This is a genomic window from Enterococcus wangshanyuanii (assembly GCF_002197645.1).
GTDB lineage: Bacteria > Bacillota > Bacilli > Lactobacillales > Enterococcaceae > Enterococcus_L > Enterococcus_L wangshanyuanii.
Genome location: NZ_CP021874.1, coordinates 1,584,813 through 1,606,936, shown reverse-complemented (window position 1 = coordinate 1,606,936; position 22,124 = coordinate 1,584,813). Strand labels below are relative to the sequence as shown.

Annotated in this window: 25 protein-coding genes and 1 tRNA gene; 21 read left to right on the top strand and 5 right to left on the bottom strand. The window is 36.3% G+C overall.

The features are described from left to right. The first annotated feature begins 75 nt into the window (after positions 1 to 75). The 13 genes from CC204_RS07775 to CC204_RS07715 all read left to right on the top strand — a co-directional run bounded on the left by CC204_RS07775 (position 76) and on the right by CC204_RS07715 (position 9,272). Positions 76 to 276, top strand: coding sequence for a cold-shock protein (locus CC204_RS07775; RefSeq protein ID WP_088269670.1), 201 nt, complete (start codon positions 76 to 78; stop codon positions 274 to 276). Positions 277 to 703: 427 nt separating this feature from the next. Then, the gene (locus tag CC204_RS07770; RefSeq protein ID WP_088269669.1) at positions 704 to 1,201 is read left to right on the top strand and encodes a hypothetical protein; all 498 of its coding nucleotides are present in this window, start codon (positions 704 to 706) and stop codon (positions 1,199 to 1,201) included. 62 nt (positions 1,202 to 1,263) lie between these two features. Further along, a complete protein-coding gene (locus CC204_RS07765) occupies positions 1,264 to 1,746 on the top strand; it encodes a tetratricopeptide repeat protein (protein WP_088269668.1) in 483 nt (160 codons plus the stop codon). Positions 1,747 to 1,819: 73 nt separating this feature from the next. Beyond that, positions 1,820 to 2,071: a hypothetical protein gene (locus CC204_RS07760; RefSeq protein WP_088269667.1), complete on the top strand. Its 252-nt coding sequence runs from the start codon at positions 1,820 to 1,822 to the stop codon at positions 2,069 to 2,071. Positions 2,072 to 2,735: 664 nt separating this feature from the next. Then, positions 2,736 to 3,056: a PTS sugar transporter subunit IIB gene (locus CC204_RS07755; protein WP_088269666.1), complete on the top strand. Its 321-nt coding sequence runs from the start codon at positions 2,736 to 2,738 to the stop codon at positions 3,054 to 3,056. A 37-nt stretch (positions 3,057 to 3,093) separates the two neighbouring features. Further along, entirely contained in the window at positions 3,094 to 3,414 is a 321-nt protein-coding gene (locus CC204_RS07750; RefSeq protein ID WP_087641070.1) for a PTS lactose/cellobiose transporter subunit IIA, read from the top strand. 127 nt (positions 3,415 to 3,541) lie between these two features. Further along, on the top strand, positions 3,542 to 4,993 hold the full coding sequence (locus CC204_RS07745) for a PTS sugar transporter subunit IIC (RefSeq protein WP_088269665.1): 1,452 nt from the start codon (positions 3,542 to 3,544) through the stop codon (positions 4,991 to 4,993). An 81-nt stretch (positions 4,994 to 5,074) separates the two neighbouring features. Further along, positions 5,075 to 5,293, top strand: a complete 219-nt coding sequence (locus tag CC204_RS07740; protein ID WP_088269664.1) for a hypothetical protein — start codon at positions 5,075 to 5,077, stop codon at positions 5,291 to 5,293. A gap of 21 nt (positions 5,294 to 5,314) precedes the next feature. Then, positions 5,315 to 5,512: a DUF3188 domain-containing protein gene (locus tag CC204_RS07735; RefSeq protein ID WP_088269663.1), complete on the top strand. Its 198-nt coding sequence runs from the start codon at positions 5,315 to 5,317 to the stop codon at positions 5,510 to 5,512. Further along, complete coding sequence (locus CC204_RS07730; protein WP_088269662.1) at positions 5,512 to 5,925, top strand: DUF3284 domain-containing protein; 414 nt, start codon at positions 5,512 to 5,514, stop codon at positions 5,923 to 5,925. The genes CC204_RS07735 and CC204_RS07730 overlap by 1 nt, the downstream gene beginning before the upstream one ends. Positions 5,926 to 6,201: 276 nt before the next feature. Continuing rightward, complete coding sequence (locus tag CC204_RS07725; protein ID WP_088269661.1) at positions 6,202 to 7,605, top strand: PTS sugar transporter subunit IIC; 1,404 nt, start codon at positions 6,202 to 6,204, stop codon at positions 7,603 to 7,605. 170 nt (positions 7,606 to 7,775) lie between these two features. Continuing rightward, positions 7,776 to 8,918 (top strand): GNAT family N-acetyltransferase, encoded by a 1,143-nt coding sequence (locus CC204_RS07720; protein WP_229677511.1) that lies wholly within the window; start codon positions 7,776 to 7,778, stop codon positions 8,916 to 8,918. 280 nt (positions 8,919 to 9,198) lie between these two features. Beyond that, positions 9,199 to 9,272, top strand: a tRNA-Arg gene (locus CC204_RS07715). Positions 9,273 to 9,412: 140 nt separating this feature from the next. Here the strand turns inward: CC204_RS07715 and CC204_RS07710 are convergent. The 3 genes from CC204_RS07710 to CC204_RS07700 form a co-directional block, all read right to left on the bottom strand. Then, positions 9,413 to 9,919 (bottom strand): GNAT family N-acetyltransferase, encoded by a 507-nt coding sequence (locus tag CC204_RS07710; RefSeq protein WP_088269659.1) that lies wholly within the window; start codon positions 9,917 to 9,919, stop codon positions 9,413 to 9,415. Positions 9,920 to 9,932: 13 nt separating this feature from the next. Next, positions 9,933 to 10,859: a hypothetical protein gene (locus CC204_RS07705; RefSeq protein ID WP_088269658.1), complete on the bottom strand. Its 927-nt coding sequence runs from the start codon at positions 10,857 to 10,859 to the stop codon at positions 9,933 to 9,935. Positions 10,860 to 11,128: 269 nt separating this feature from the next. After that, the gene (locus CC204_RS07700) at positions 11,129 to 11,749 is read right to left on the bottom strand and encodes a Crp/Fnr family transcriptional regulator (RefSeq protein WP_088269657.1); all 621 of its coding nucleotides are present in this window, start codon (positions 11,747 to 11,749) and stop codon (positions 11,129 to 11,131) included. Between the two features lie 822 nt (positions 11,750 to 12,571). Between CC204_RS07700 and CC204_RS07695 the strand changes: the two genes are divergently transcribed. Further along, positions 12,572 to 13,426, top strand: coding sequence for an Ig domain-containing protein (locus tag CC204_RS07695; protein ID WP_162288332.1), 855 nt, complete (start codon positions 12,572 to 12,574; stop codon positions 13,424 to 13,426). Positions 13,427 to 13,512: 86 nt separating this feature from the next. On the opposite strand, the gene CC204_RS07690 is transcribed toward CC204_RS07695, so the two are convergent. Next, positions 13,513 to 14,751 (bottom strand): aminopeptidase, encoded by a 1,239-nt coding sequence (locus CC204_RS07690; RefSeq protein ID WP_088269655.1) that lies wholly within the window; start codon positions 14,749 to 14,751, stop codon positions 13,513 to 13,515. Between the two features lie 254 nt (positions 14,752 to 15,005). Between CC204_RS07690 and CC204_RS07685 the strand changes: the two genes are divergently transcribed. Further along, on the top strand, positions 15,006 to 15,578 hold the full coding sequence (locus CC204_RS07685) for a TetR/AcrR family transcriptional regulator (RefSeq protein WP_088269654.1): 573 nt from the start codon (positions 15,006 to 15,008) through the stop codon (positions 15,576 to 15,578). 56 nt (positions 15,579 to 15,634) lie between these two features. Here the strand turns inward: CC204_RS07685 and CC204_RS07680 are convergent, their stop codons facing one another. Beyond that, a complete protein-coding gene (locus tag CC204_RS07680) occupies positions 15,635 to 16,078 on the bottom strand; it encodes a flavodoxin (protein ID WP_088269653.1) in 444 nt (147 codons plus the stop codon). A 356-nt stretch (positions 16,079 to 16,434) separates the two neighbouring features. Between CC204_RS07680 and map the strand changes: the two genes are divergently transcribed. From map to CC204_RS21365, 6 genes are all read left to right on the top strand, one after another. Then, positions 16,435 to 17,199: a type I methionyl aminopeptidase gene (gene map / locus CC204_RS07675; RefSeq protein ID WP_087641081.1), complete on the top strand. Its 765-nt coding sequence runs from the start codon at positions 16,435 to 16,437 to the stop codon at positions 17,197 to 17,199. Between the two features lie 25 nt (positions 17,200 to 17,224). Further along, the gene (locus CC204_RS07670; protein WP_088269652.1) at positions 17,225 to 18,139 is read left to right on the top strand and encodes a YihY/virulence factor BrkB family protein; all 915 of its coding nucleotides are present in this window, start codon (positions 17,225 to 17,227) and stop codon (positions 18,137 to 18,139) included. Between the two features lie 132 nt (positions 18,140 to 18,271). Continuing rightward, positions 18,272 to 19,408, top strand: coding sequence for a glycosyltransferase family 4 protein (locus CC204_RS07665; RefSeq protein WP_088269651.1), 1,137 nt, complete (start codon positions 18,272 to 18,274; stop codon positions 19,406 to 19,408). A gap of 262 nt (positions 19,409 to 19,670) precedes the next feature. Next, on the top strand, positions 19,671 to 20,453 hold the full coding sequence (locus tag CC204_RS07660; RefSeq protein WP_088269650.1) for a glycosyltransferase family 2 protein: 783 nt from the start codon (positions 19,671 to 19,673) through the stop codon (positions 20,451 to 20,453). Then, on the top strand, positions 20,453 to 21,286 hold the full coding sequence (locus tag CC204_RS21370) for a glycosyltransferase (protein WP_188634515.1): 834 nt from the start codon (positions 20,453 to 20,455) through the stop codon (positions 21,284 to 21,286). The genes CC204_RS07660 and CC204_RS21370 overlap by 1 nt, the downstream gene beginning before the upstream one ends. Continuing rightward, complete coding sequence (locus CC204_RS21365) at positions 21,287 to 22,000, top strand: glycosyltransferase family 2 protein (protein WP_188634516.1); 714 nt, start codon at positions 21,287 to 21,289, stop codon at positions 21,998 to 22,000. Positions 22,001 to 22,124 lie beyond the last annotated feature (124 nt).

The following is a 22,124-nucleotide window of genomic DNA, read 5'->3' as shown; positions in this document are numbered from 1 at the left end:
TATAATTCTTACTTTTGCTTATCAAATATTTATTGCAACAATTAGCATACTAGATATGCATCAGGAGGAATATATATGAACAACGGTACAGTAAAATGGTTTAATGCAGACAAAGGTTTTGGTTTTATCACAGGAGAAGATGGTCAAGACGTGTTTGCTCATTTTTCAGCTATTCAAACAGATGGTTTTAAAACACTAGACGAAGGCCAAGCAGTAACATTTGATACTGAAGAAGGTCAACGTGGAATGCAAGCTGTTAATATCCATAAAGCATAAATAATTAAAGCCACCTCGTGTGGCTTTTTTTTATTGGAACTGATAGGATCCTATTGTGGATAAATTAGGGCGCACTTCAAACTAAAAATCTGTTTTGTTTCGCACTCTAATTCTTAATAAATAATGGTCAAAAGTCAGGTTCTTTGGCAATTTCCTTAAAATCGAACCTAAATGACTATTGGCTCAACCCTTTTTGTATGTAACGATCTTTGAAAAAATAGTATTTCGTATTGCATAAATAAATTTATCTATTAATTTATGAAAAGAATAGTAAAATCTATTTTCAAGATAAATGAGAATAGATTATTGATCCACATACTCTCTCTTTTTTTGATCATCGTGAGTTGTTATTAATCAGTGGTTATGAGATAAAGTAAATGTAACAGCTGGTTTAAAAAGGTATAGTAAAGGAAAGGTGGCAATCTATTTGCGTAAAGATAATTGTTTTAAAATGAAAAAAATGATCGTAATTCTTATTGGGTTCGTTTTCTTGATGGGGTGTAGTTCGGAAAGTAATCTCAATACAAAAGAAGTAGAATCAACTGAAGAAAGTAATATATTTGCCCATATGTCTAATTTGGGAGAAGGGAAATTTAATATTTCAAGTGATCAGGGAAATTCTAAAGAGGGAACTGAAGTAGTTATTAGATATGATAAAGACACAGAACAAACGCCAATAAAAATAGAAACAGAAGGCATAGATGGAAGTATGATTTCATATATATATGCAGATGGTCAATTGTTGGACAAGCTAAATTTAACTGATTCCAAAGAAACTCTTAATTTGCAAAAAGTACCTAATGCAGTTACAGAAGGCATACATGAACTTGTATTAGTTCAATATAGTGATGAACGAACAAAAAGCAGTATACCGACTTTAAAAAAACAAAAATATACAGTTGCCAAAAGAGCCGTAGGTCAGTAGTTTAGAAGAAAATTTAGCAAATTAAAAAGATAATATCAAAAACAATAGCAAGGAGGTAACTAATGAAGAACAATATAAATGCTGCTCTACAGTTTAGAGAAGAAGGAAAACTAGAAAAATCTAACCAGTTGTTATTGGAATTATTAAAAAATGAAGAGGATGATCCTTATTTAAACTATCAGATTGCTTGGAGTTTTGATCTCTTAGAAAAAGAGTCCGAAGCAGTGTATTATTACGAAAAATCAATCAAGAATGGTTTAGAAGGTACCGATTTAGAAGGGGCATTTCTTGGTCTAGGTAGTACATATAGAACATTGGGCAATTATGATTTAGCCGCAAAAACATTAAAGAGTGGGATCGAAAAGTTTCCAAATAATAATGCTCTTAAAGTTTTTTATTCAATGGCGTTATATAACTTGAATCAGTATTCAGAAGGCATGGAAATTTTGTTGCGTTTGATTGCCACAACTTCTGGAGACAAAGAAATCAAAGCTTATCAAAAAGCGATAATGTATTATTCAGATAAATTGGATAGAACTTGGTGAGAAGAGTTCTATTGAGATACGCATAGAGAATCTAGTTTTTTTTACAAAAAGAATTAAATGGAGAGATTCAAAGATGAAGGGAAAACATAAATTAGGCGACTATCTGTATAAAAATGGAAATATTTATAAACTCGTTCCACATCAGGAGAACCATTTTATTTCAGAGTTCTATTCGATTTTCTTAGAAGAAACGACAGGCAAGATGTTCTGTAGTCCTTATTTAATAAAAAATAATGATTCTAGTTATAGCGATGCAACGGAAGAACAAATAAAAAAATTTGATTTGACTGAAAAAACTATGTCAATAGTTTTCAAAAAGGACTAGAAAAGATAAGAATTAGAATGAAGAGGTTTTGTGTATGAAAAAGAATATAAGTATCAATTAAGCTAAATATGTTAATTGATGGTGAAAACTTTTTTCACACGAATGAACAATTTAGATACTACAAACAATGGTTAGTAAAAGAAATCAAGCAGTTTTAGAGTAGCTTATCAAAAAAGATCATAATGGAGAGCGGAAAAAAAGAACATTGTATATTACTAGTTACCATGTGACTATTTTTTGAATGAGTGGATGTTTTAATAGAGGTGCAAATAGGAGTGATGAAAGTCAAAAAGGATACATTGAGAATAAAACGATCATTTTCAATAGGTCAAAATATTTCCAGTTCTGCTTTGAAGAGATGATCAGTCTCAGCATTCATTAAAGCGTCAAAATTACGATCTGAATTTATTAGGAGACACATAAGTAGTGATACAATCTAAACAACAAATATAAGTGCAAATATTGAAATCGCTTCAAACGCCTTAGATACAACAAAGAAAACGCACACATTTTATACAGTGTAACCGAAAAGAATTAGTGTGTACACAAAACGTATAGACCAAAACCTTGATATTACTGGTTTTGGTCTATACAATTTTTGGCACGCTTTTTGCTTTATATAAAAGTGTAAGTACAACAAACAACTTAGAAGGAGTGTCAGAAAATGGCTAAAAAAACAATCATGTTAGTATGTTCAGCAGGAATGAGCACAAGCTTATTAGTAACAAAAATGCAAAAGGCAGCAGAAGAACGTGGAATGGAAGCTGATATCTTTGCGGTTTCAGCGTCAGATGCAGACAATAATTTAGAGGCGAAAGATGTAAACGTATTACTTTTAGGCCCGCAAGTTCGTTTCATGAAATCACAATTTGAACAAAAATTAGAACCAAAAGGAATTCCATTAGATGTGATCAACATGTCAGACTACGGTATGATGAACGGTGAAAAGGTATTGGATCAAGCAATCGCTTTAATGGATAAATAAGCAAGAAAAAATAATCGATGAACGGAGTTAATAAAAAGTGGAAGATCAACAAAATTTAGAAGCTGTTATGGGCTTGATCATGTATGGCGGTAATGCTAAGAGTGATGCAATGGAAGCAATTGCCGCAGCGAAAGCTGGAAATTTTGAGTTGGCAGATCAAAAAATCGCGGATGCAGAGGAATCTTTGGTGCAAGCCCATCATTCTCAAACAGGAATGCTGACGCAAGAAGCGCAAGGAAATCATATTCAAGTCACATTATTAACGGTTCATAGTCAAGATCACTTGATGACATCGATTGCGTTTACAGATTTAGCGAAAGAGATCATCGATTTGTATCGTCGTATGGACAACGAATAAACTGTTTTATTTTCTTTTTTGAACGGGAGAAAGTAGACATTGGAGTTTTTTGAACGGGACTTCAGTCAAACGGGTTTGAAGAGTAGTTTACTCTTTAAATAAATATTATTTATAGGAGGAACAAAAAATGGATGGATTAACAGCCTGGATGGAGAAGTACATTCTGCCGGTAGCTGGTAAAATCGGTGCACAAAAACACTTAGTTGCGTTACGTGATGCTTTTATCGGTACAATGCCAGCAACAATGGCCGGCTCGATCGCCGTTATGATCAACGCGATCATTCGTGATCTGCCGCAGCAATTCTTCTCAGACTATGCAGCAAACCTTGCTGCAGACAAAGGATTCTTCGCAGTTATTAATGTCATTATTGGGATCAACGGATTTGTTTGGAATGGGACGTTGGCGATTGCCGGTTTGATTTTTGCCTTTTCTTGGGGCTATAATTTAGCTAGAGCATACAAAGTAAACGACCTAGCGGGTGGTATCGTTGGTTTAGCTACATTGATTCAAGGGATTGCTTTTGCTTATTCTAATACATTAGAAACAGCTATTCCTAAAGAGTTGATGAACACGATCAATGAAAACTCAGCAACAACTGGTTGGTCAGCAACAGCTGAAGGCTTAACAGCAGGCGGCTGGGGTTGGTTGAAACTTGACCACTTAAACGGAAATGCATACTTCACAGTAATGATCATGGGAGCAATTTCAGTTATCATTTTCTGTAAATTAATGTTGGCGAACATCACGATCAAAATGCCTGATTCAGTACCGCCGGCAGTATCAAAAGCGTTCGCTGCGATTTTACCAGCAACGATCGCATTATATGTTATCGCAATTATTAACTTTGTCGTAGGTAAATTAACAGATGGACAATTGATCATCGATCTAGTTCAAAAATATATTGCAGAACCGTTCTTGGGCCTATCTCAAGGAATCGGCGCAGTGTTGATCGTAACGATCTTTGTACAAATTTTCTGGTTCTTCGGTATCCATGGTCCAAACGTATTGGCACCAGTATTAGAAGGTATCTGGGGACAAGCACAATTGATCAATATCGATATTTTCCAAAAAGGCTACAAAGGCTTAACTGGTACACCAGCGGTCTTGAAAGCCATTGATGATGGAAAAGCGTATATGTGGGTACGTGGTTCATTTGACGCATTTGCATGGTTCGGCGGATCTGGCGGAACGATCGTTCTGATCATTGCGATCCTGTTATTCTCTAAACGTGCAGACTACTTAACTGTAGGTAAACTGTCATTAGGACCTGGTATCTTCAACATCAATGAACCAATCATGTTTGGTTTACCGATCGTATTGAATGCAATCATGTTTGTACCATTCTTGGTTGCGCCAGTAGTAGCAACTACAATCGGTTGGTTAGCAACATACTTCGGTTTAGTAGCACCTGTATCACAACAAGTAACATGGGTTGTACCGCCGCTATTGCTTTCATTCTTAGCAACAGGAGCAGACTGGCGTGCACCAGTAGTTACCCTTGTGTGTATGGTCGTAACATTCTTGATCTGGACACCATTCGTTATTGCAGCGAATAAGATGGAACCAACAGATCTGTAAGAAGAAAAATTAAATAGCATGTTGCTTTCACTTTTACTAAGTGAAAGCAGCTGCTTCATTGTTTAAAAGGGAGAGGTTAACATGATTACAATCGCAAGCGCAATGCAGCAAGAAGAAATCAAAGCATTATTAGAAAGTTATGATGGTGGAGATTTCACGTATAAGTTTAGTCAAAAACAAGGAATCAAATTAGTGTTTGAAGTAACTGGAGACAAAGAAGAAGCAGCTAAGAAAGCGAAAGAATTGATCAAAGCGCAACCTTGGGGCGGTGTCTTATACTTCCAGGCAGCAGCAGTTTAAAAAAGATTGGATGGATGTAAAATGGTAAGGAATGGCTTATTTGTATGCAGTATCGGTTCATTGATCATCTTATATGCGCTAAATCCTGCATCGATGACGTATGATTTGTTAAGTATGACGACAGGAATTTTCTTAGTCGCAGTCGGAGGATACTTTTTCTTTAAAGGAAAAAAGAAAGAAGAGCAAAATAAGAAAGAGAATAACGAGGTGAAACGATAATGGAAATCGTAAAAACATTAAATATTCCAGCATCTGTTTTTTATGGCCAAGTCATGGATTCTGTTTTGTTTGACGTACGCAAACATACTGGTAAAAGCCTAACAAGAAAACAACTAAACAATTTTGAATATGTCAAACAATTCTCAAAGAATAGTCGGGCACGCATCAAAGTCGAAAAAGTAGTTGAGAATACAGCTTACCATTTTAGAACGTCTACAACCAAAAATGACTTTTTAGTTCAATATGATATCAAGCCGCTGGATGACAAATCTTGTGAGATTCACTATATTGAGAAAATGGAATCCTACGGGTTTTTACAAAAAATCAATGATGCAGCAGTTGGAACGATCATGATGTTCTTTAAAAAACGTCAGTTCAATAAAATGTTAAAAATGATGGAACAATCATATTGAGTAAGAGTGTCATAGAGACGCTCTTTTTTTTGTGCACTTTTTACACACAAAAAATACACTGTGCATTATTATTTTACACAGTGTAAAAAGAAAGCGCTTTATATATAGAGCGATTTTATAGGTTGTTTTGGTCTAGATCACTTTGGCATACTAATTGCTTATTATAAGAATGTAAAGTTATATTGTTGTTATCTTTCGTTGAGTATTTTGAGGTTGGGGATTTGTTTTAAAAAGTAGTTACTTTTTAAATAAATAATGTTTAGGAGGAAGAAAAGAATGAATGGATTAACAGCTTGGATGGAGAGGTATATTTTACCGGTAGCTGCGAAGATCGGTTCGCAGAAGCATTTAGTTGCACTGAGAGATGCCTTTATTGGGATGATGCCAGTGACGATGGCGGGGGCAATTGCAGTGTTGCTAAATGCGTTCATGCGTGATTTTCCAAACACATATTTGGGTGAAGGGAATGGGATTACAACATTTTTTACACCTGTAATCGCAGTCAACGGGTTAGTTTGGACGGGAACATTAGCCATTATGGCGGTTGTTTTTGCGGCTTCGTTGGGATGTAATGTTGCAAGAGCCTATGATGTTGATGTTTTATCAGGAATGTTAGTTTCGTTAGCAGCTTTCTTTATTGGCTTGCCGCAAAGTGCAACAACGACCGTTACTTTAGCTGAGAAATTGCCAAAAAATATTACACAACTTTTCACAGATGCCGGAGCAACTGTCAATACAGTTGATGGCGTATCGGCGATCGAAGCTGGCGCTTGGGGGTATTTCCCTTTTGGTAAGTATATGGGCGGAACAGGTTTGTTTACAGCAATGATTTTTGGGTTTATCTCTGTTATTATTTTTGCGAAATTGATGAAGAAAAACATTATTATCAAAATGCCTGATTCAGTACCGCCGGCAGTATCAAAGGCGTTTGCTGCTATTATTCCAGGAATCGTTGCGTTGTATGTATCTGCAATGATTTATCATATCTTTGAAAAAATCACTGGGAAACTATTGATCGACTGGATCTCTGAATCCATTCAGACGCCATTGATCGGCTTGTCTCAAGGGTATGGAGCAGTCTTCTTGATCGTACTGCTTGTCCATGTACTGTGGTTCTTTGGTTTACACGGTACAAACATCATGTCACCTGTTTTACAATCGATCTATGGTGTAGCGATGGTCGATAATACCAATGCGTACCAGCAAGGACAAGAAATTCCGTACAAGTGGGTTGCTGGTTCATTTGAAGCGTTTGTTTGGCCGGGTGGAGCTGGTGTTACGTTGGTCTTGATCATTTCGATTTTACTTCTATCTAAGCGTGCGGACTACAAAACGGTCGGAAAGCTTGGCGTCGGCCCAGGGCTGTTCAATATCAATGAGCCTGTAATGTTTGGGATGCCAGTCGTGCTGAATCCGATCATGCTGATTCCGTTTATCGTCGCACCATTAGCAACAGCTACAATTGCTTATTTTGCAACGATGGCCGGCTTGGTCAATCCAGTGGTCGTAAATGTGATCTGGGTGATGCCGACGATCATCAGCGGCTTCTTAGCAACCGCAGGTGACTGGCGTGCGATCGTTCTGACTATCGTCAATCTAGCTGTGGCATTTGTGATTTGGGCGCCGTTTGTTATTGCTGCGAATAAAATGGACCCAAGTTTAGGCGAACCGGAAGAATAAAACAATTAGATGTGAAGCAAACGGTTGATCCGTTTTGCTTCACATCTATTTTCTTTTTTTCTGGTGCCTAGATTTAACTTGGAGTACAATGAAAATGAAGTTTACTTTAGTTGGGGTGAAATGATGTGGAAAAAGAAATTCGTCAAATCGGTATAAAAGAATTAAATGAAATGTTTGACTTAGCAGCTTATGCATTCAATGCAGAGACAACAGAAAAACGAAAAGAACATTTTAAACAAATCGTTGCACATTCACAAAATTATGGTTGTTTTTCAGAAGAAAAATTAATGAGTCAGGTGATTTCGACACCTTTCACTGTTGATTTCCATGGAACGGTTCATCAAATGGCGGGAATTGGCTGTGTGTCTTCTTATCCTGAATATCGGGGGCAAGGTGGTATTTCAGCAATCATGTCCAAATTATTAGCTGATTTAGCGGATCAGGGAGTGTCATTGGCCTATTTGGCACCATTTTCATATCCTTTTTATCGTAAGTACGGGTTCGAGCAGCTATTTGAACAAATTAGCTACACAGTCAAAGCGGAAAACTGGCCAAACGTAAAAGTCGGCTCAGGAAAGATGAAGCGAGTAAATTTTGAAGAGATCAAACCTATTTGCCAAACTATTTATGCGGGCTTAGAGAAAAATCAGCGTGGAGGCATGGTTCGGGAAGATTGGTGGCTGGACTATAGTTTAGGCTCTGATGAAAAAAATTTATTTGCAGTCTATGAAGATGAGCAGGGAACACCTACTGGTTATTTGGTGTATCAATCTAGCGCAGCTCGTTTTACGATTAAAGAATGGGGCTATTTGTCCTATCAGGCATGCCAAGCACTTGTCGGCTTTATTGGTTCTCATAGTGGTTCTTCTCAAGAATTTTATTTTGAAACAGGACAAACAGGACAAGATGTAAGTCATTTGATGCCAGCTCCTCTCGTTGATATGAAGCTTACGCCTTTTATGATGGGAAGAATCGTCTCGATCGACGCCTTTTTAAGCAAGTATCCTTTTAAGTCGGGAGAAAAAGAGACTTATTATTTTGAGATAGAAGATCGTTATGGAGCTTGGAATGAAGGAATATGGAAGCTAGTGATCGATGAAACCGGTCAAGGAACGGCAAAAAAATGTACGGAGAAAAAAGGTGCATTAGCAGGATTTAGAGGTTCGATTCAAGCGTGGACTCAGTTGTTTATGGGCTATCGTACTAGTGAGGATTTATTGTTTTACGAAAAAGTGAGTGGCGATAGAGAGCAACTACAAGCATTAGAGAACCGTTTAGTGAAAGGGAAACCAGTTTTAGAAGAATATTTCTAAGCATAAATTGATTAACTTAACTGGAATGTTCTAGGTGTTGACATCGATTGGAAAGACTTTTAAAATAAAAACAGGTGTTTTCGTTGAAGGATGAGAACATCTGTTAGATTTCTATAGTCTAGCAGCTTAAATAGTAGCTTATTCAATTTTTAAGAGACTGGATATTGAATGTTTATTAATTGAAGTTTGCCCTTGTAATTAAATGGGGATAACAGACCCCTCTTAAGGGGAATGTGACATTCTCCCTAGAGGGGTAAAATTGAATATTTGCTAATGATAGGTCCACGTAGCTCAGCTGGATAGAGCACATGCCTCCTAAGCGTGGGGTCGGAGGTTCAAATCCTCTCGTGGACGTCATAAGTTATGATTAAACCCTTTATTTATAAAGGGTTTTAGGCTTTTTATATAGTTTTAGTGAGTTGTCTTTCTAGGAATATTCAATAGAGGATAAAAATTTATTCTGTTATTAAAAAGTAGGTTAATTCTAATAAATGTTATTGCGGTCGAATTAAACTATATATAAGGCAATCAATCATGTTTTTATTCTTTATTATGGAATTGTGACAGTATCCTTCAATCTTAAAACCACATTTTTCCAATACTTTACTTGACCCTCTATTGTAGGAATATACATTAGCATGAATTTTGTTAAGATTGTATTTTTCAAAGGCAATTTTGCATATTTCTTTTACTGCATTTGTTGTTATCCCTTTGCCCCAATAGTTCCTAGCAAGCCAGTAACCTAATTCAGCATTTTTATTAATAGAGGTACCTTCTTCAAAAGTTAGGCTGATACTTCCAATAGCCCTTTCTTGATAAAAAATAGCGTAGCTAAGTTGTTTAACATCTGGAGTTGCCAAACAAAAACGAATAAAATCTCTAGCGTTTTGCTCTGTATAAGGGTGGGGGAAGTTGTCACGAAGATTCTTTGCAATTTCTTTATCATTCGCAAACTCAACTAAATCGGTAATATAAGCATAATTCCACTCTATAAGTTCCATTTTTCTCCTCCTTTTATGAAATAGCTACAAGAAATCTTTCTAAGCCGATACCACTTATCAAACAGCGTTCTTTTTTATTTCCAAGCATTTGATAAGTCCAGTCAACAAATCCACCGTCAACTATTTCAACGGTTTCATTTCCTTGTTTGACCGATAATTTGAAATTGATACCTTGATAATAATTATTATCAACATCATCATTATGAATGGATAACTCTATATTAGGAAAAATAAGTTTGATAGTTTCAACCATTCTGTCGAGAAATCCGTCATTATCTTTGTATCCGTTTCTTTTTCGTAGAATAATAGAGAAACGAACATTTTCTATTTCACTTAATAGATCTTTATAATAGTTTAAGTGCTTTTCTAACAACATTTTTTCACAAGTGTAAGACCCTGTATCTATACCAGATGAAACCATACAATATAAGCCAAAATGTGAATATATACCTTTACCTACAAAATTTTGTGCTCTTACTGCCCTAGCAGTAGTAGCTATGTGGATAGGTATGCTATTATTTTCTTCTTTTCTTTTTAATTTATCAGCAATAATTATTGCCAACATATTTGAGGGGTCTGAAAGTGTTTCTGTCCCTCGTAGAGCACTTACTACGTTATATTGATCTACGGAGCCAAAAACGCTGCAGCTACCTAATGGAGCAGAGGGAGAAAGCATAGTCGTCTTGATATCCATATTGCGTGCTTTTCTTAATAATTTTGATTCCAAAGTATGAAATTCTTCTGGGTCTATACTGCTAGGGATAGTAAATCTATTTAGCTGGTATGACTTTAGGATATCAGTTACAGTCAAAGTATTTGCTTGTCTATCAAACACTTCTAATAGAAGTGAGTTTAAATCTGATTTTGATAGAGCTGATAACTTATCAACTATATTCTTATCCCCAATTTTATTTGAAATTCTACTTAAAATATCATTCATAGTTAACCTCCTTACTGTTACTTTCAAAATAATTATAGAAGGGTTACACCAACTAATCTAGGTCGTTTGACCCAAAATAAAAAAGAGGCTGAGACAAAAGTGTTTAGCTCCGAGAAATAAGAAGGAATTCACGAAAATTGCTCTTCAAATTTTTGTGAGTTTCGGCTTATTTCCGAAGGATTTGCTTTTTTCTCGCCGTTTATTCGGGTTTAGAGAGCGAATCAAAACTAATTTTTAGTTTTGTCCCGCTCTCTTTTTTGAAATTATCCTTATGTTGTAGGAAGATTCTTTAATACCTCTCGCTGATTAATTACACTAAATCTTTTGTTTTCATAAGCAATTAGATGTTCTTGGACACATTCATTTATAGCACGATTAATGCTTCTAATTGGAGCGTTTACTTCGCTAACAAGCTGTTTTTTTGTAAGCAAATTTAATTCACTTCTATAATAGTGTAAGGATATACACCTCAGAAGTCGTTCTTTAACACTTAAAGATGATAATTCTTCAATTAATTCAGCATTTACAACTAATTTACTAGTTATTTCTCGAATCAGAAATTTTGTAGCTTCAAAATCTCCCTTTAACCAGTTTAAAAAATCATCTCTATGAAGTTTATATACATTACAATCTGTGAAAGCGACAATTTCAACGGGTTTTTTCCCATCATTAAATTGTTCCATTTCTCCAAAAAAACTACCACTTCTATAAAGATGAATAGTTGAGATGTTTCCTTTCAGATTTAAGATGAATGCTTCTGCAATACCGTCAATCATAAGAATGACATATTCATTTTCTTGCTCAGCAAAAAGAATAGTCTCTTTCTTTTTATACGTTTTTTTAATAAGCTTCTTTTTAATATCTTCATTCATAAAATCAATTAAATGCATATTCATCCCTCCTTAGAAAATTTTTGGTTAAATTATATCATCTTTCAATTCGTTAGTTAAGATAGTAAAAATAATTTTATATAGAAACTATGCCATTATTATTTCCCAGTTGTCATTTTTCTGCAAAGTAAGCTCAAACTGGGAAAGCTGTGTAACTTTGGTTTCCTTATCAAGGGCATTTTCATTGATCTATGTCACACTCCATACTTGAAAGCTGTTGACAATAGAACTAGTAGGAATATCCGAGCGAACCATTTCAGTATTCAACTGTTACAGGTTTTCAGTCAGATAATTCTTCAAGCGTTCAATAAATACATATAGAAAGAGACGCTCAAATTAATGTGAACGCCTTTCTCAATAGATTTTTTCCACAAATGAATATTTCAAATCCAAAGATAATTGAGTACATTGTTAAGAATTTGCTAATTGGATATCATAAAACAGGGGAGTTAGACATAAAACCAGAAGATATCAAATGCGACTTGAATCGCTCGAACCCCCTGTAATAGACAGTATTTCTTAACATTTAATGATAGTGTGAGGTATTATGTAAAAATCGGTTAGTTTTGCTTCTAAGGGTCAATTTTTGGTCAGGGGTATCTTTGGGATTTTGTCGAGATACTTTATTAATAAGGTATCTCGACTTTTTGTATGTTTACTGATTCGAAGGTTATTTCTCAAACTTATGTGTTTATTTTTTTATTTTATTCATTTTACACAAAATAAATATGAGAAATTGGATAATTTGTGTTAAATGACTATTGTAATATAATGAGTAACTATTATATAATTATGATGTTACAAAGAAAGGAATGTGAGAAAATGAAAAAGGTAAGTCTATTGTTGTTAGGTTTAGTTGGAGCTGCTATTTTTGGTACATCTTCTGCTCATGCGGAAGAGGAAATCAGCATTACTCCGTATGGTAACTTTGAAAGTGAGAGCGTTTTAGAGGATTCTGTAGCGCCAGCTGCGGCACCAGCTACTGCTCGTGCTGCTGGGGTACCAGAAGTTACGTATCGCACGCATGTACAAGATATCGGCTGGCAAGGATGGAAGAAAAACGCACAAGTTTCTGGTACATCTGGACAGAAAAAACGATTAGAAGCAATTCAGTTAAAGGTAAACTCTGGTTATACGGGTGACATCCAATATCGTACACACGTACAAGATATTGGTTGGCAAGCTTGGAAAAAGAACGGCCAAACATCAGGAACTTCTGGTCAAAAGAAACGTCTAGAAGCGATCCAAATTAAATTGACTGGTCAATTAGATCAAGTTTATGATGTATTTTATCGTGTCCATGCGCAAGAATTTGGCTGGATGGGCTGGGAAAAAGGCGGACTTCCTGCTGGAACATCAAAATATTCTTATCGCTTAGAAGCAATCGAAGTCAAATTAGTACCTAAGAAAAATTATTTAACCATCAATACTTCTGGGAAGACATCTTATAGAGAAAATAAAAAATACGCTGGTGAACTAGATCCTAAAAAATTAGGTGTACCAAATTCCTACTTAAAAAATGGAATGAAACTATTTAAAGATGCTAAATCAATTGAAGCGTACGCAGTATCAGTATTTAATGACAAAAACCGTAAAGCTATTTCTTGTGATATTTATAAAATTACACAAGGGTTGAAAACGATCGGTTATACAGTAGAATTTTATTTCCCATATTAAACTAAAAAAACCTGTGAAGCCAATGTGCGCTTCACAGGTTTTTTTTAGTATCGATTTGTTAGTAGTATTAAAAGTCAAATGACTTCTTATGCCCAATCACCATTACGGAAAATCGGAACTTTCGTGCCGTCTGCCCGAATACCATCAATATTCATCTGATCTGAACCGATCATGAAATCAACGTGTGTTTGGCTACGGTTTAGTCCTACTTTTTCTAATTCTTCTTCAGTCATTTCAGTACCGCCTTTAACATTGAATGCATAAGCGGAGCCGAAGGCTAAATGGTTAGAAGCATTTTCATCAAACAAAGTATTATAAAAAGTGATACCAGATTGAGAAATAGGAGATGGATCAGGAACTAAAGCGACTTCACCTAAATGACGAGCGCCTTCATCTGTGTTGAGTAATGACTCTAAAACTTCTTGTCCTTGTTCAGCAGAAAAATCGATGACTTTGCCATCTTTAAAGGTAAAGGTCATACCAGAAATGGTCGTTCCAGCATAACTTAATGGTTTTGTACTAGAAACAACGCCGTCCACACGGTGACAATCAGGTGCAGTAAAGACTTCTTCTGTCGGCATATTTGCCATGAATTTTTCCCCACGCACATTATCACTGCCGGCGCCTTCCCATAAATGATTTTTAGGTAATCCGATCACTAAATCAGTGCCAGGGGCTGTATAATGCAGTGCATCAAATTGCTCTTCATTTAATTCAGCCGCTTTTGTTGCTAACTTAGTGTCATGTGCTTGCCAAGCCGCTACTGGATCTTCTTCATATACGCGAGTTGTTTTGAAAATCTCATTCCAAAGTGCATCAACTTGCTGTTCATTGTCTGCTAAGTCTGGGAAAACTTTCGCTGCCCATTCTTTACCAGCAGCAGCGACAACACTCCAGCTGACTTTATTTGCTTGTGTTGCTTTTCTTAAATTCATCAAAGCTTTGCCTGAGGCCGCTTGGAAAATAGCCACGCGCTCCGTATCCACACCAGATAAAGCGTCAGGATTAGCAGAAACAACACTGATTCTGCTAGCACCTTTATTGACCCAGTCGTCTGTTTGGTCGATTTTATATTGTGGAATATTTTCTAAATATTTTTCATCGGCATGCAGCAAGAATTGACGTTGAACCTGATCATCGGTCCATTGAACGATCACTTCTCCTGCTCCTAGTTTGTATGCTTCTTCAGTGATTAGTCGAGCTAAGGGTGCTTGATCCACACTGATTTGTAGAACAACGCTTTGGCCTTTTTGAACGTTCACGCCTGTTTCAGCAATTAAACGGGCATATTTTTTTAACGTTTCATCAAAATTCGGTAATGTCATGGTGTAACCTCCTAATTTTCATTCATCTGACTGTGAATATCATAACATGGGGAACGTGTGAACTCAAACGATCGAGCATCGATTTTTGTTTATTTAATTCTAGAAAAAAGAGCTATAAAGGCACGTATAATTGAATAAATAAAATAATATGAAATAAAGGACTAGTATTTTGCAGAAAACTTAAATCGTGTTACAATAACTATAGTATTTATATGGAAGCGTTGTAAAGGATAGGTAGAGGGGATTGAAGAATTATGGCAAGAAAAAAAACAATTACTAAAGATCAGATTTTAAATGCTGCATACGAAGTAGTGGCCAACGAAGGCTTTTCAAAATTCACCGCACGTAACATTGCAACCCAAATGAAATGCTCAACACAACCTATTTATTTAGAATTTAAAAATATGGATGATTTAAAAGAAGAACTCTTCGAAAAAATCCATCAATATTTAGCAAACGAAGTATTCCCTGTCGCTCACACAGGAAATACGATTGTCGATCTAGCGTTGAATTATATCCACTTTGCTAAAAATGAAAGTAAATTGTATCGCGCGTTATATTTGGAAGAATATGGCGGCGGAAAGAGAATGCAGGAATTTTCGTACAATTATTTTTCAAATGCAGTCAAACAAGATCCAGATTACGAAAAACTGAATGATACTGAGATCAATTCTTTGCATATGGGCACATGGATCGTGGCGACAGGGATCGCAGCTTTGATGACATCTGGGATTATTCATCCAAGTGATGAACAAATCGAACGCTTGATGCTGGAAGCTATTGAACAGATTCTTGAACGGGATACACCAATCGATATCGACAACTAAAAAAATAGACGAGAAAAAAATCATGAATAATGTTTTTTTCTCGTCTATTTTCTTGATTATTTAACAGCTTCTGCTAATTTTTTAGCAAACGCTTCTAAATTTTGGATATCCTCTTCTTCTGCCGCTAAATCAACTTTTACATTATCTGCGCCTTTAGTTGCACCGATTTTTGCGAAAACTGCATCAAAATCATCTACAGATTTACAAAAATCATCATAGAAAGTATCCCCAGAACCACAAACACCATATGTTTTTCCAGAAAGATCGATTTCTTGAAGTTCTTCATAGAAGTCAACGATCTCGTCAGGCAACTCACCGTCTCCATAAGTGTATGTAGCAACAACGCAAATATCTGCATCTTCAAAATCTTCAGGATCCACCTGAGTACATTCGTTGATTTCAACTTCAATATCTAAGTTCTCGAAAGCTTCTGCAACGATATCAGCGATTTCTTCTGTATTTCCAGTCATACTTGCATAAACAATTTTAGCTAAGGTCATTAGAATTTCCTCCTTCAAGTAATACAATCATGATTATAGCAGAAGAAGGAAGGTCGTGTAAATTACAAAATGAGGCATTTCTGAGAAGTAGTCTATTATGTGAATAACCCTTTGATACCAAGTAATTATCTGCCTTTATTCAGTATAAATATGGGTTGTGCAGGATTTCGAAACGACTTTTCAGTGAAATTTTCACAAATTATGATAAAATACTCTTAGTATAAAGATTATCTTAGTCTCTAAAGATATGAAAAAGGCTAAAATATATCGCTGACCAAAAGCGTCACCTGGGGCTATTTTTCTACCAGAGTTGAACGAGCCCGATACGCTTTTAAATTTTAGGAGGAAGAGATTGAATGATTACACTAAAATCACCAAGAGAAATTGAAATGATGGATGAATCTGGAGAATTATTGGCAGATGTTCACCGTCATCTACGTACATTTATCAAACCAGGGATCACAAGCTGGGATATCGAAGTTTTTGTTCGTGACTTTATCGAAAGTCATGGCGGGATTGCTGCCCAAATCGGCTTTGAAGATTATAAATATGCGACCTGCTGCAGTATCAATGATGAAATCTGCCATGGTTTTCCGCGCAAGAAACCACTGAAAGACGGAGATTTGATCAAAGTGGATATGTGTATTGATCTTAAAGGGGCTGTTTCTGATTCTTGCTGGGCATATGTCGTTGGTAACTCAACACCAGAATTAGATCACTTAATGGAAGTGACAAGAAAAGCGTTGTATTTAGGAATTGAACAAGCCAAAGTTGGGAATCGTATCGGCGATATCGGTCATGCGATCCAAACATATGTTGAAAGTGAAAACTTATCTGTTGTCAGAGATTTTGTAGGTCACGGCGTTGGTCCGACTATTCATGAAAGTCCTGTGATCCCGCATTATGGAGAAGCTGGGAAAGGCTTGCGTTTGAAAGAAGGGATGGTCATTACGATCGAACCGATGGTCAACACAGGGACTTGGCGTATGAAAATGGATCCGAATGGCTGGACAGCCTATACGCTAGACGGCGGCCTTAGCTGTCAATTTGAACACACATTAGCAATCACCAAAGAAGGTCCTAAAATTTTGACTTCTCAAGGTGAAGAATTAACATATTAATAAGAATGAGTAGAGGAGAGTATGCATGAAACTAGTGGACAAAGTAAAAAACAATGAAAACTTAATGCGTTTCATTGAGACGACACAACGCCGTATGGTTGATTCTGAGATTGGCAATACTTCGGTAGTGGTGGCTTATTATTTACTTTTGTCTCTCTTTCCTCTATTGATTGCGGTGGGGAATATTCTGCCGTATTTACATATTGATCCAAACGAGGTGCTTCCGTACATCGCAGAAGCGATACCAGAAACGATTTTCAATGATTTACAATCAGCGATCAAATCGCTTTTGACTCAGAGATCGGGGAGTTTGTTGTCTATTTCAGCGTTAACTGCTTTATGGAGTGCGAGTCAAAGTATCAATGCGTTACAAATCGCCATGAATAAAGCTTTTGGTGTGGAGCAACGGAAAAACTTCATTATTGTCCGTTTGATGTCCCTGTTTGTGATCGTTTTATTATTGACAGCAGTGGTCGGTGTAGTTGGTGTGTTAGGTCTTGGGAAAACGATTTTAGATCTTTTGCAGCCAATCTTCCATTTTTCAACTGACGTTATCGATACATTTCAAACGCTGAAATGGCCAATAACTACGCTCGTTTTGATGGTCATCATGTGTTTGATTTATCGTGTAGTGCCAAATGCCCGCTTGAATTTCCGGTCGATCATCCCCGGCGCGGTCTTTTCAACGATCGGCTGGATGCTTTTGTCACAAGTATTTGGGTTGTACATTAAATATTTTAGTTCAAAAATTGCCAGTTACCAAATCATCGGAAGCTTTATTATTTTGATGTTGTGGCTGAATTTTGCTGCAACGATCATTATTTTAGGCGGGATCATCAATGCCGTGGTCAAAGAATATACATCTAATGAAGAAATCGAGCATCGTTATGGCGTGATCAATCGATTAATGGATAAAATAAAAGAAAAAATCAAGAAATAGCTTAAACGCATTTGGATGAGTGGCTGTTCACCAGAGTCTTTTCTCTGCCTTGACCGAAACACTTGTTCCAACTTGTAAATGTGAAATGATTCGGTATAATATACGATGTACATTAAGAAAGTAGGTTCCTTCATGTCAATGTTTATTTACGAAATTTTTATTCGTCTTTTTTTGACGTTTATTTTATCCTTGATTGTTACGCCGATCGTTAAGTTATTGGCTTTTAGAATAGGCGCATATGATGCACCTGGGGAAAGAAGAGTAAATACAAAGAATATGCCGACAGCAGGTGGGTTAGGCATTTATTTTGTCTTTTCATTTTCTTGTTTAGTTTTGTTTCAATCGATCATTCCGACAGATTATATTTTGCCGATCATACTAGGGGCAGGAATCGTTGTCGCTACAGGGCTGATCGATGATATTTATGAATTATCACCAAAGAAAAAAACGTTAGGCATCTTACTAGGAGCACTAGTCATATATTTTGTTGCAGGTATTCGTATCGATATGGTTACCTTACCGTTTTTCGGTCATATTGATTTACGTTGGTTGAGCTTACCGCTGACTTTATTTTGGATATTAGCGATCACAAATGCGATTAATCTAATCGATGGTCTGGATGGCTTAGCTTCTGGAGTATCGATCATCAGTTTAGCTACGATCGGTGTCATTGGTTATTTTTTTCTTCATGCAAAAACGGTTTATATTCCTATTGTTATCTTTGTATTGGTTGCAAGTATTGCAGGTTTTTTCCCATATAATTTTTATCCCGCGAAGATTTTTTTAGGGGATACAGGTGCGCTGTTTTTAGGATTTATGATTGCTGTCATGTCTTTGCAGGGATTGAAAAATGCCACGTTTATCACCGTAATTACACCAATGATCATTTTAGGTGTGCCGATCACAGATACGGTTTACGCAATTATTCGACGTTTAATGAACAAGCGGCCGATTTCATCTGCAGATAAGATGCATTTACACCATCGGCTGCTATCTTTAGGTTTTACTCACAAAGGGGCAGTGATGACTATTTACGGCTTAGCGTTGGTTTTTTCGTTTGTGGCGCTGCTTTTTAGTTATGCCAGCCATTTAGCGTCGATTCTGTTGATTGTATTTAGTGCGATCGGGTTAGAACTGTTCATTGAAATGATTGGATTGGTCGGTGAGAATCATCAACCATTGATGTTTATTTTACGCATGTTTGGAAATCGAGAATTTCGCCATCAACAACTTGAAAAGCGGCTAGGCAAACATTCTAAAAAAAAGTAAAAGTGTTTAGAAGAATCTTTGCTGACTTTTTCAGCTATGTTATAATTTAGTCATTAAGTAAAGTAAGAGAGCGGGACAAAACAAATCAAGTTTTGCTCCGCTCTCATAAGATTCACTTGATTATAAAAAAACGAGTCACATTAAGAGAGTTATCAATAGAAAGTACTGCTGAGAAAAACGTGATAAATGAACGAGTTAGTAAGGGATAATGAACGAAACCTAAAGACTCATCAGACTGTTACTTTTAATGAGGGGCAAAAATATGAATGATAGAATAACGATTTCCATTGTTACTCACAATAGCCGTCATATTTTTGACGTGCTTGATAATTTAAAGAATGAGCTAGGTTCAAAGTCAAAATACGATATACATATATTCGATAATGCATCAGAGCAAAACTACATAGAACGTTTAAAAAGTTATGGTTCGTTTATTTCACTCCATTTGTCGGAGGAAAATAGTGGATTTGGTCATGGGCATAATCAAGTATTGAAGCAAGTCGACACTCGGTTTGGCGTGATTTTTAACCCGGATGTTCTGATTACAAAAGCAGTTTTGGATCAGCTAGTTCAACGCTTGAAAGAAGAAGAGCAGCTGGCTGCGGTTTGTCCCAAAGTGCTGAATACAGATGGAACGACGCAGTATTTAGTCCGTCAAAAATTAGATGTGTTTGATTATATGCTTCGCTTTGTACCTTTTCAGTTTGTCAAAAAGCTGTTTGATAAACGATTAAGCTACTATGAGTGTCGTGATTTGCCTGAGGATCGCACAACGTATATCAAGATGGGCTCTGGCTGTTTGATGCTGGTCGATATAGATAAGTTTAAAGAAATAGGCGGCTTTGATGAACGCTTCTTCATGTATTTTGAAGACAATGATCTGTGTATGAGTTTTGGTAAGGCCGGCTATAAAATTTTGTATACACCCTTTGAAACAGTGGTTCATTTATATGAAAAAGGTGCGCATAAAAACAAAAAGCTCTTTAAAATCTTTTTACAATCGATGGTTAAATTTTTTAATAAATGGGGCTGGAGGTTTTTCTGATGTCAAATAGTCTGGTCATTGCGATTGTTTTATACCAAACTGAATTTGCACAGACTCCAAGTTATTCTTTGTTACGGAAGTTTTTAGCGACAGAGAAATCAATGCACTTATTTGTTTATGATAATAGTCCTAAAGCCCAAGAAGATATGTTGTTTCATGAACATAATGTCCATTACTTCCATGATGAAACTAATCTTGGTCTTGCTGTAGCTTACAATGCTGCAAAAGACTTCTGTATAGAAGTTCAGGGAGACTTATTATTATTATTGGATCAAGATACAACGATCAAGGCTTCTTATATCGAAAAGCTCCTTGGACTAACTGTTACTATAGATATTGGGGCATATGTTCCGATCGTCCAATCACATGGTAGACAAATCTCGCCTGTGTTGTCAGAACACTATATCGGTCGATCATCCACTTTTCCAGAGGCAGGGATTTATACAGAGAAAATCATGAGCATCAACTCTGGCACGGCACTTCCTAAGGAAACATTGCGGCTTTTAAGGACATTCAATTTAGAATTTCCACTGGATTTTTTAGATCATTGGTTATTCTGGCAGCTTCATCGATTGCAGAAAAAGATTTGTGTGTTAGATGAACATGTCGATCATGAGTTGTCTGTGTTAGATTATTCAGCTGTTAGTCTTAAACGCTATGAATCGATCATTCAGGCGGAATCACTTTTTTACCAAAAATACGAGCATGATAAATTTACTGAACATAAAAAGCATTTGTTGCTTAGAACCATCAAACAGTTTTTACGGGTAAAAAATCGAGCGATTTGGCGCCGTACATTTTCAGAATATCGCAAATTGTCGAAAGGAAAATAAATGATCTCAGTTTGTATTGCCACGTATAATGGCGAAAAATATTTACAGGAACAATTAAATAGTATTTTGATACAGCTGTCAGAGGAAGATGAAGTGATCGTTTCTGACGATGGGTCGAAAGATGAAACGTACACTATACTAAAAGAATATGCAGCAAGTGATCCACGGGTCAAGTTGTTCAAAGGGCCTGGAAAAGGTGTGATCGCAAATTTTGAATTTGCTATTGAGCAAAGCTGTGGGGAGTATATTTTTTTAGCAGATCAAGATGACGTTTGGCTTCCAGAAAAAGTTCAAACAACGTTGGCTTTTTTTGAGAACCATCCAAAAATCGACTTGGTCATCAGTGATTTAGTGATTGTGGATGAGCGGTTGGATACGATCGAGCCTTCTTATTTTACATACCGCAAGGTCAAACTGGGCTTTTTCCACAATATAGTGAAAAACAAATATATTGGCGCAGGGATGGCTTTTAGGAGCGGATTGAAGGCAAAGATCTTACCAGTTCCAGCAGAAGTTCCGATGCATGATATGTGGATAGGCTTGATTGCAGCGTATAAGAAAAAAAGCGCCTTGATCACACAACCACTGACTTTATATAGAAGACATGATGCGAATGCGAGTGAGATAAACACTAAAGCGAGTTTTTATCAACAGCTGAAATGGCGATTCGCCATCAGTTATGCACTGTTGAAACGCCTTCTCTTTAATGTCTAATAAGTGACTATTTTACAGTTGTGTAAAATATCGTTAAAATGAATGACAATTAAAGGTAATAATGCAATAATAACTAGTGATGCGAATGAAAAAGAAATAAAATAAAATTAGTAGTAAGGAGTTT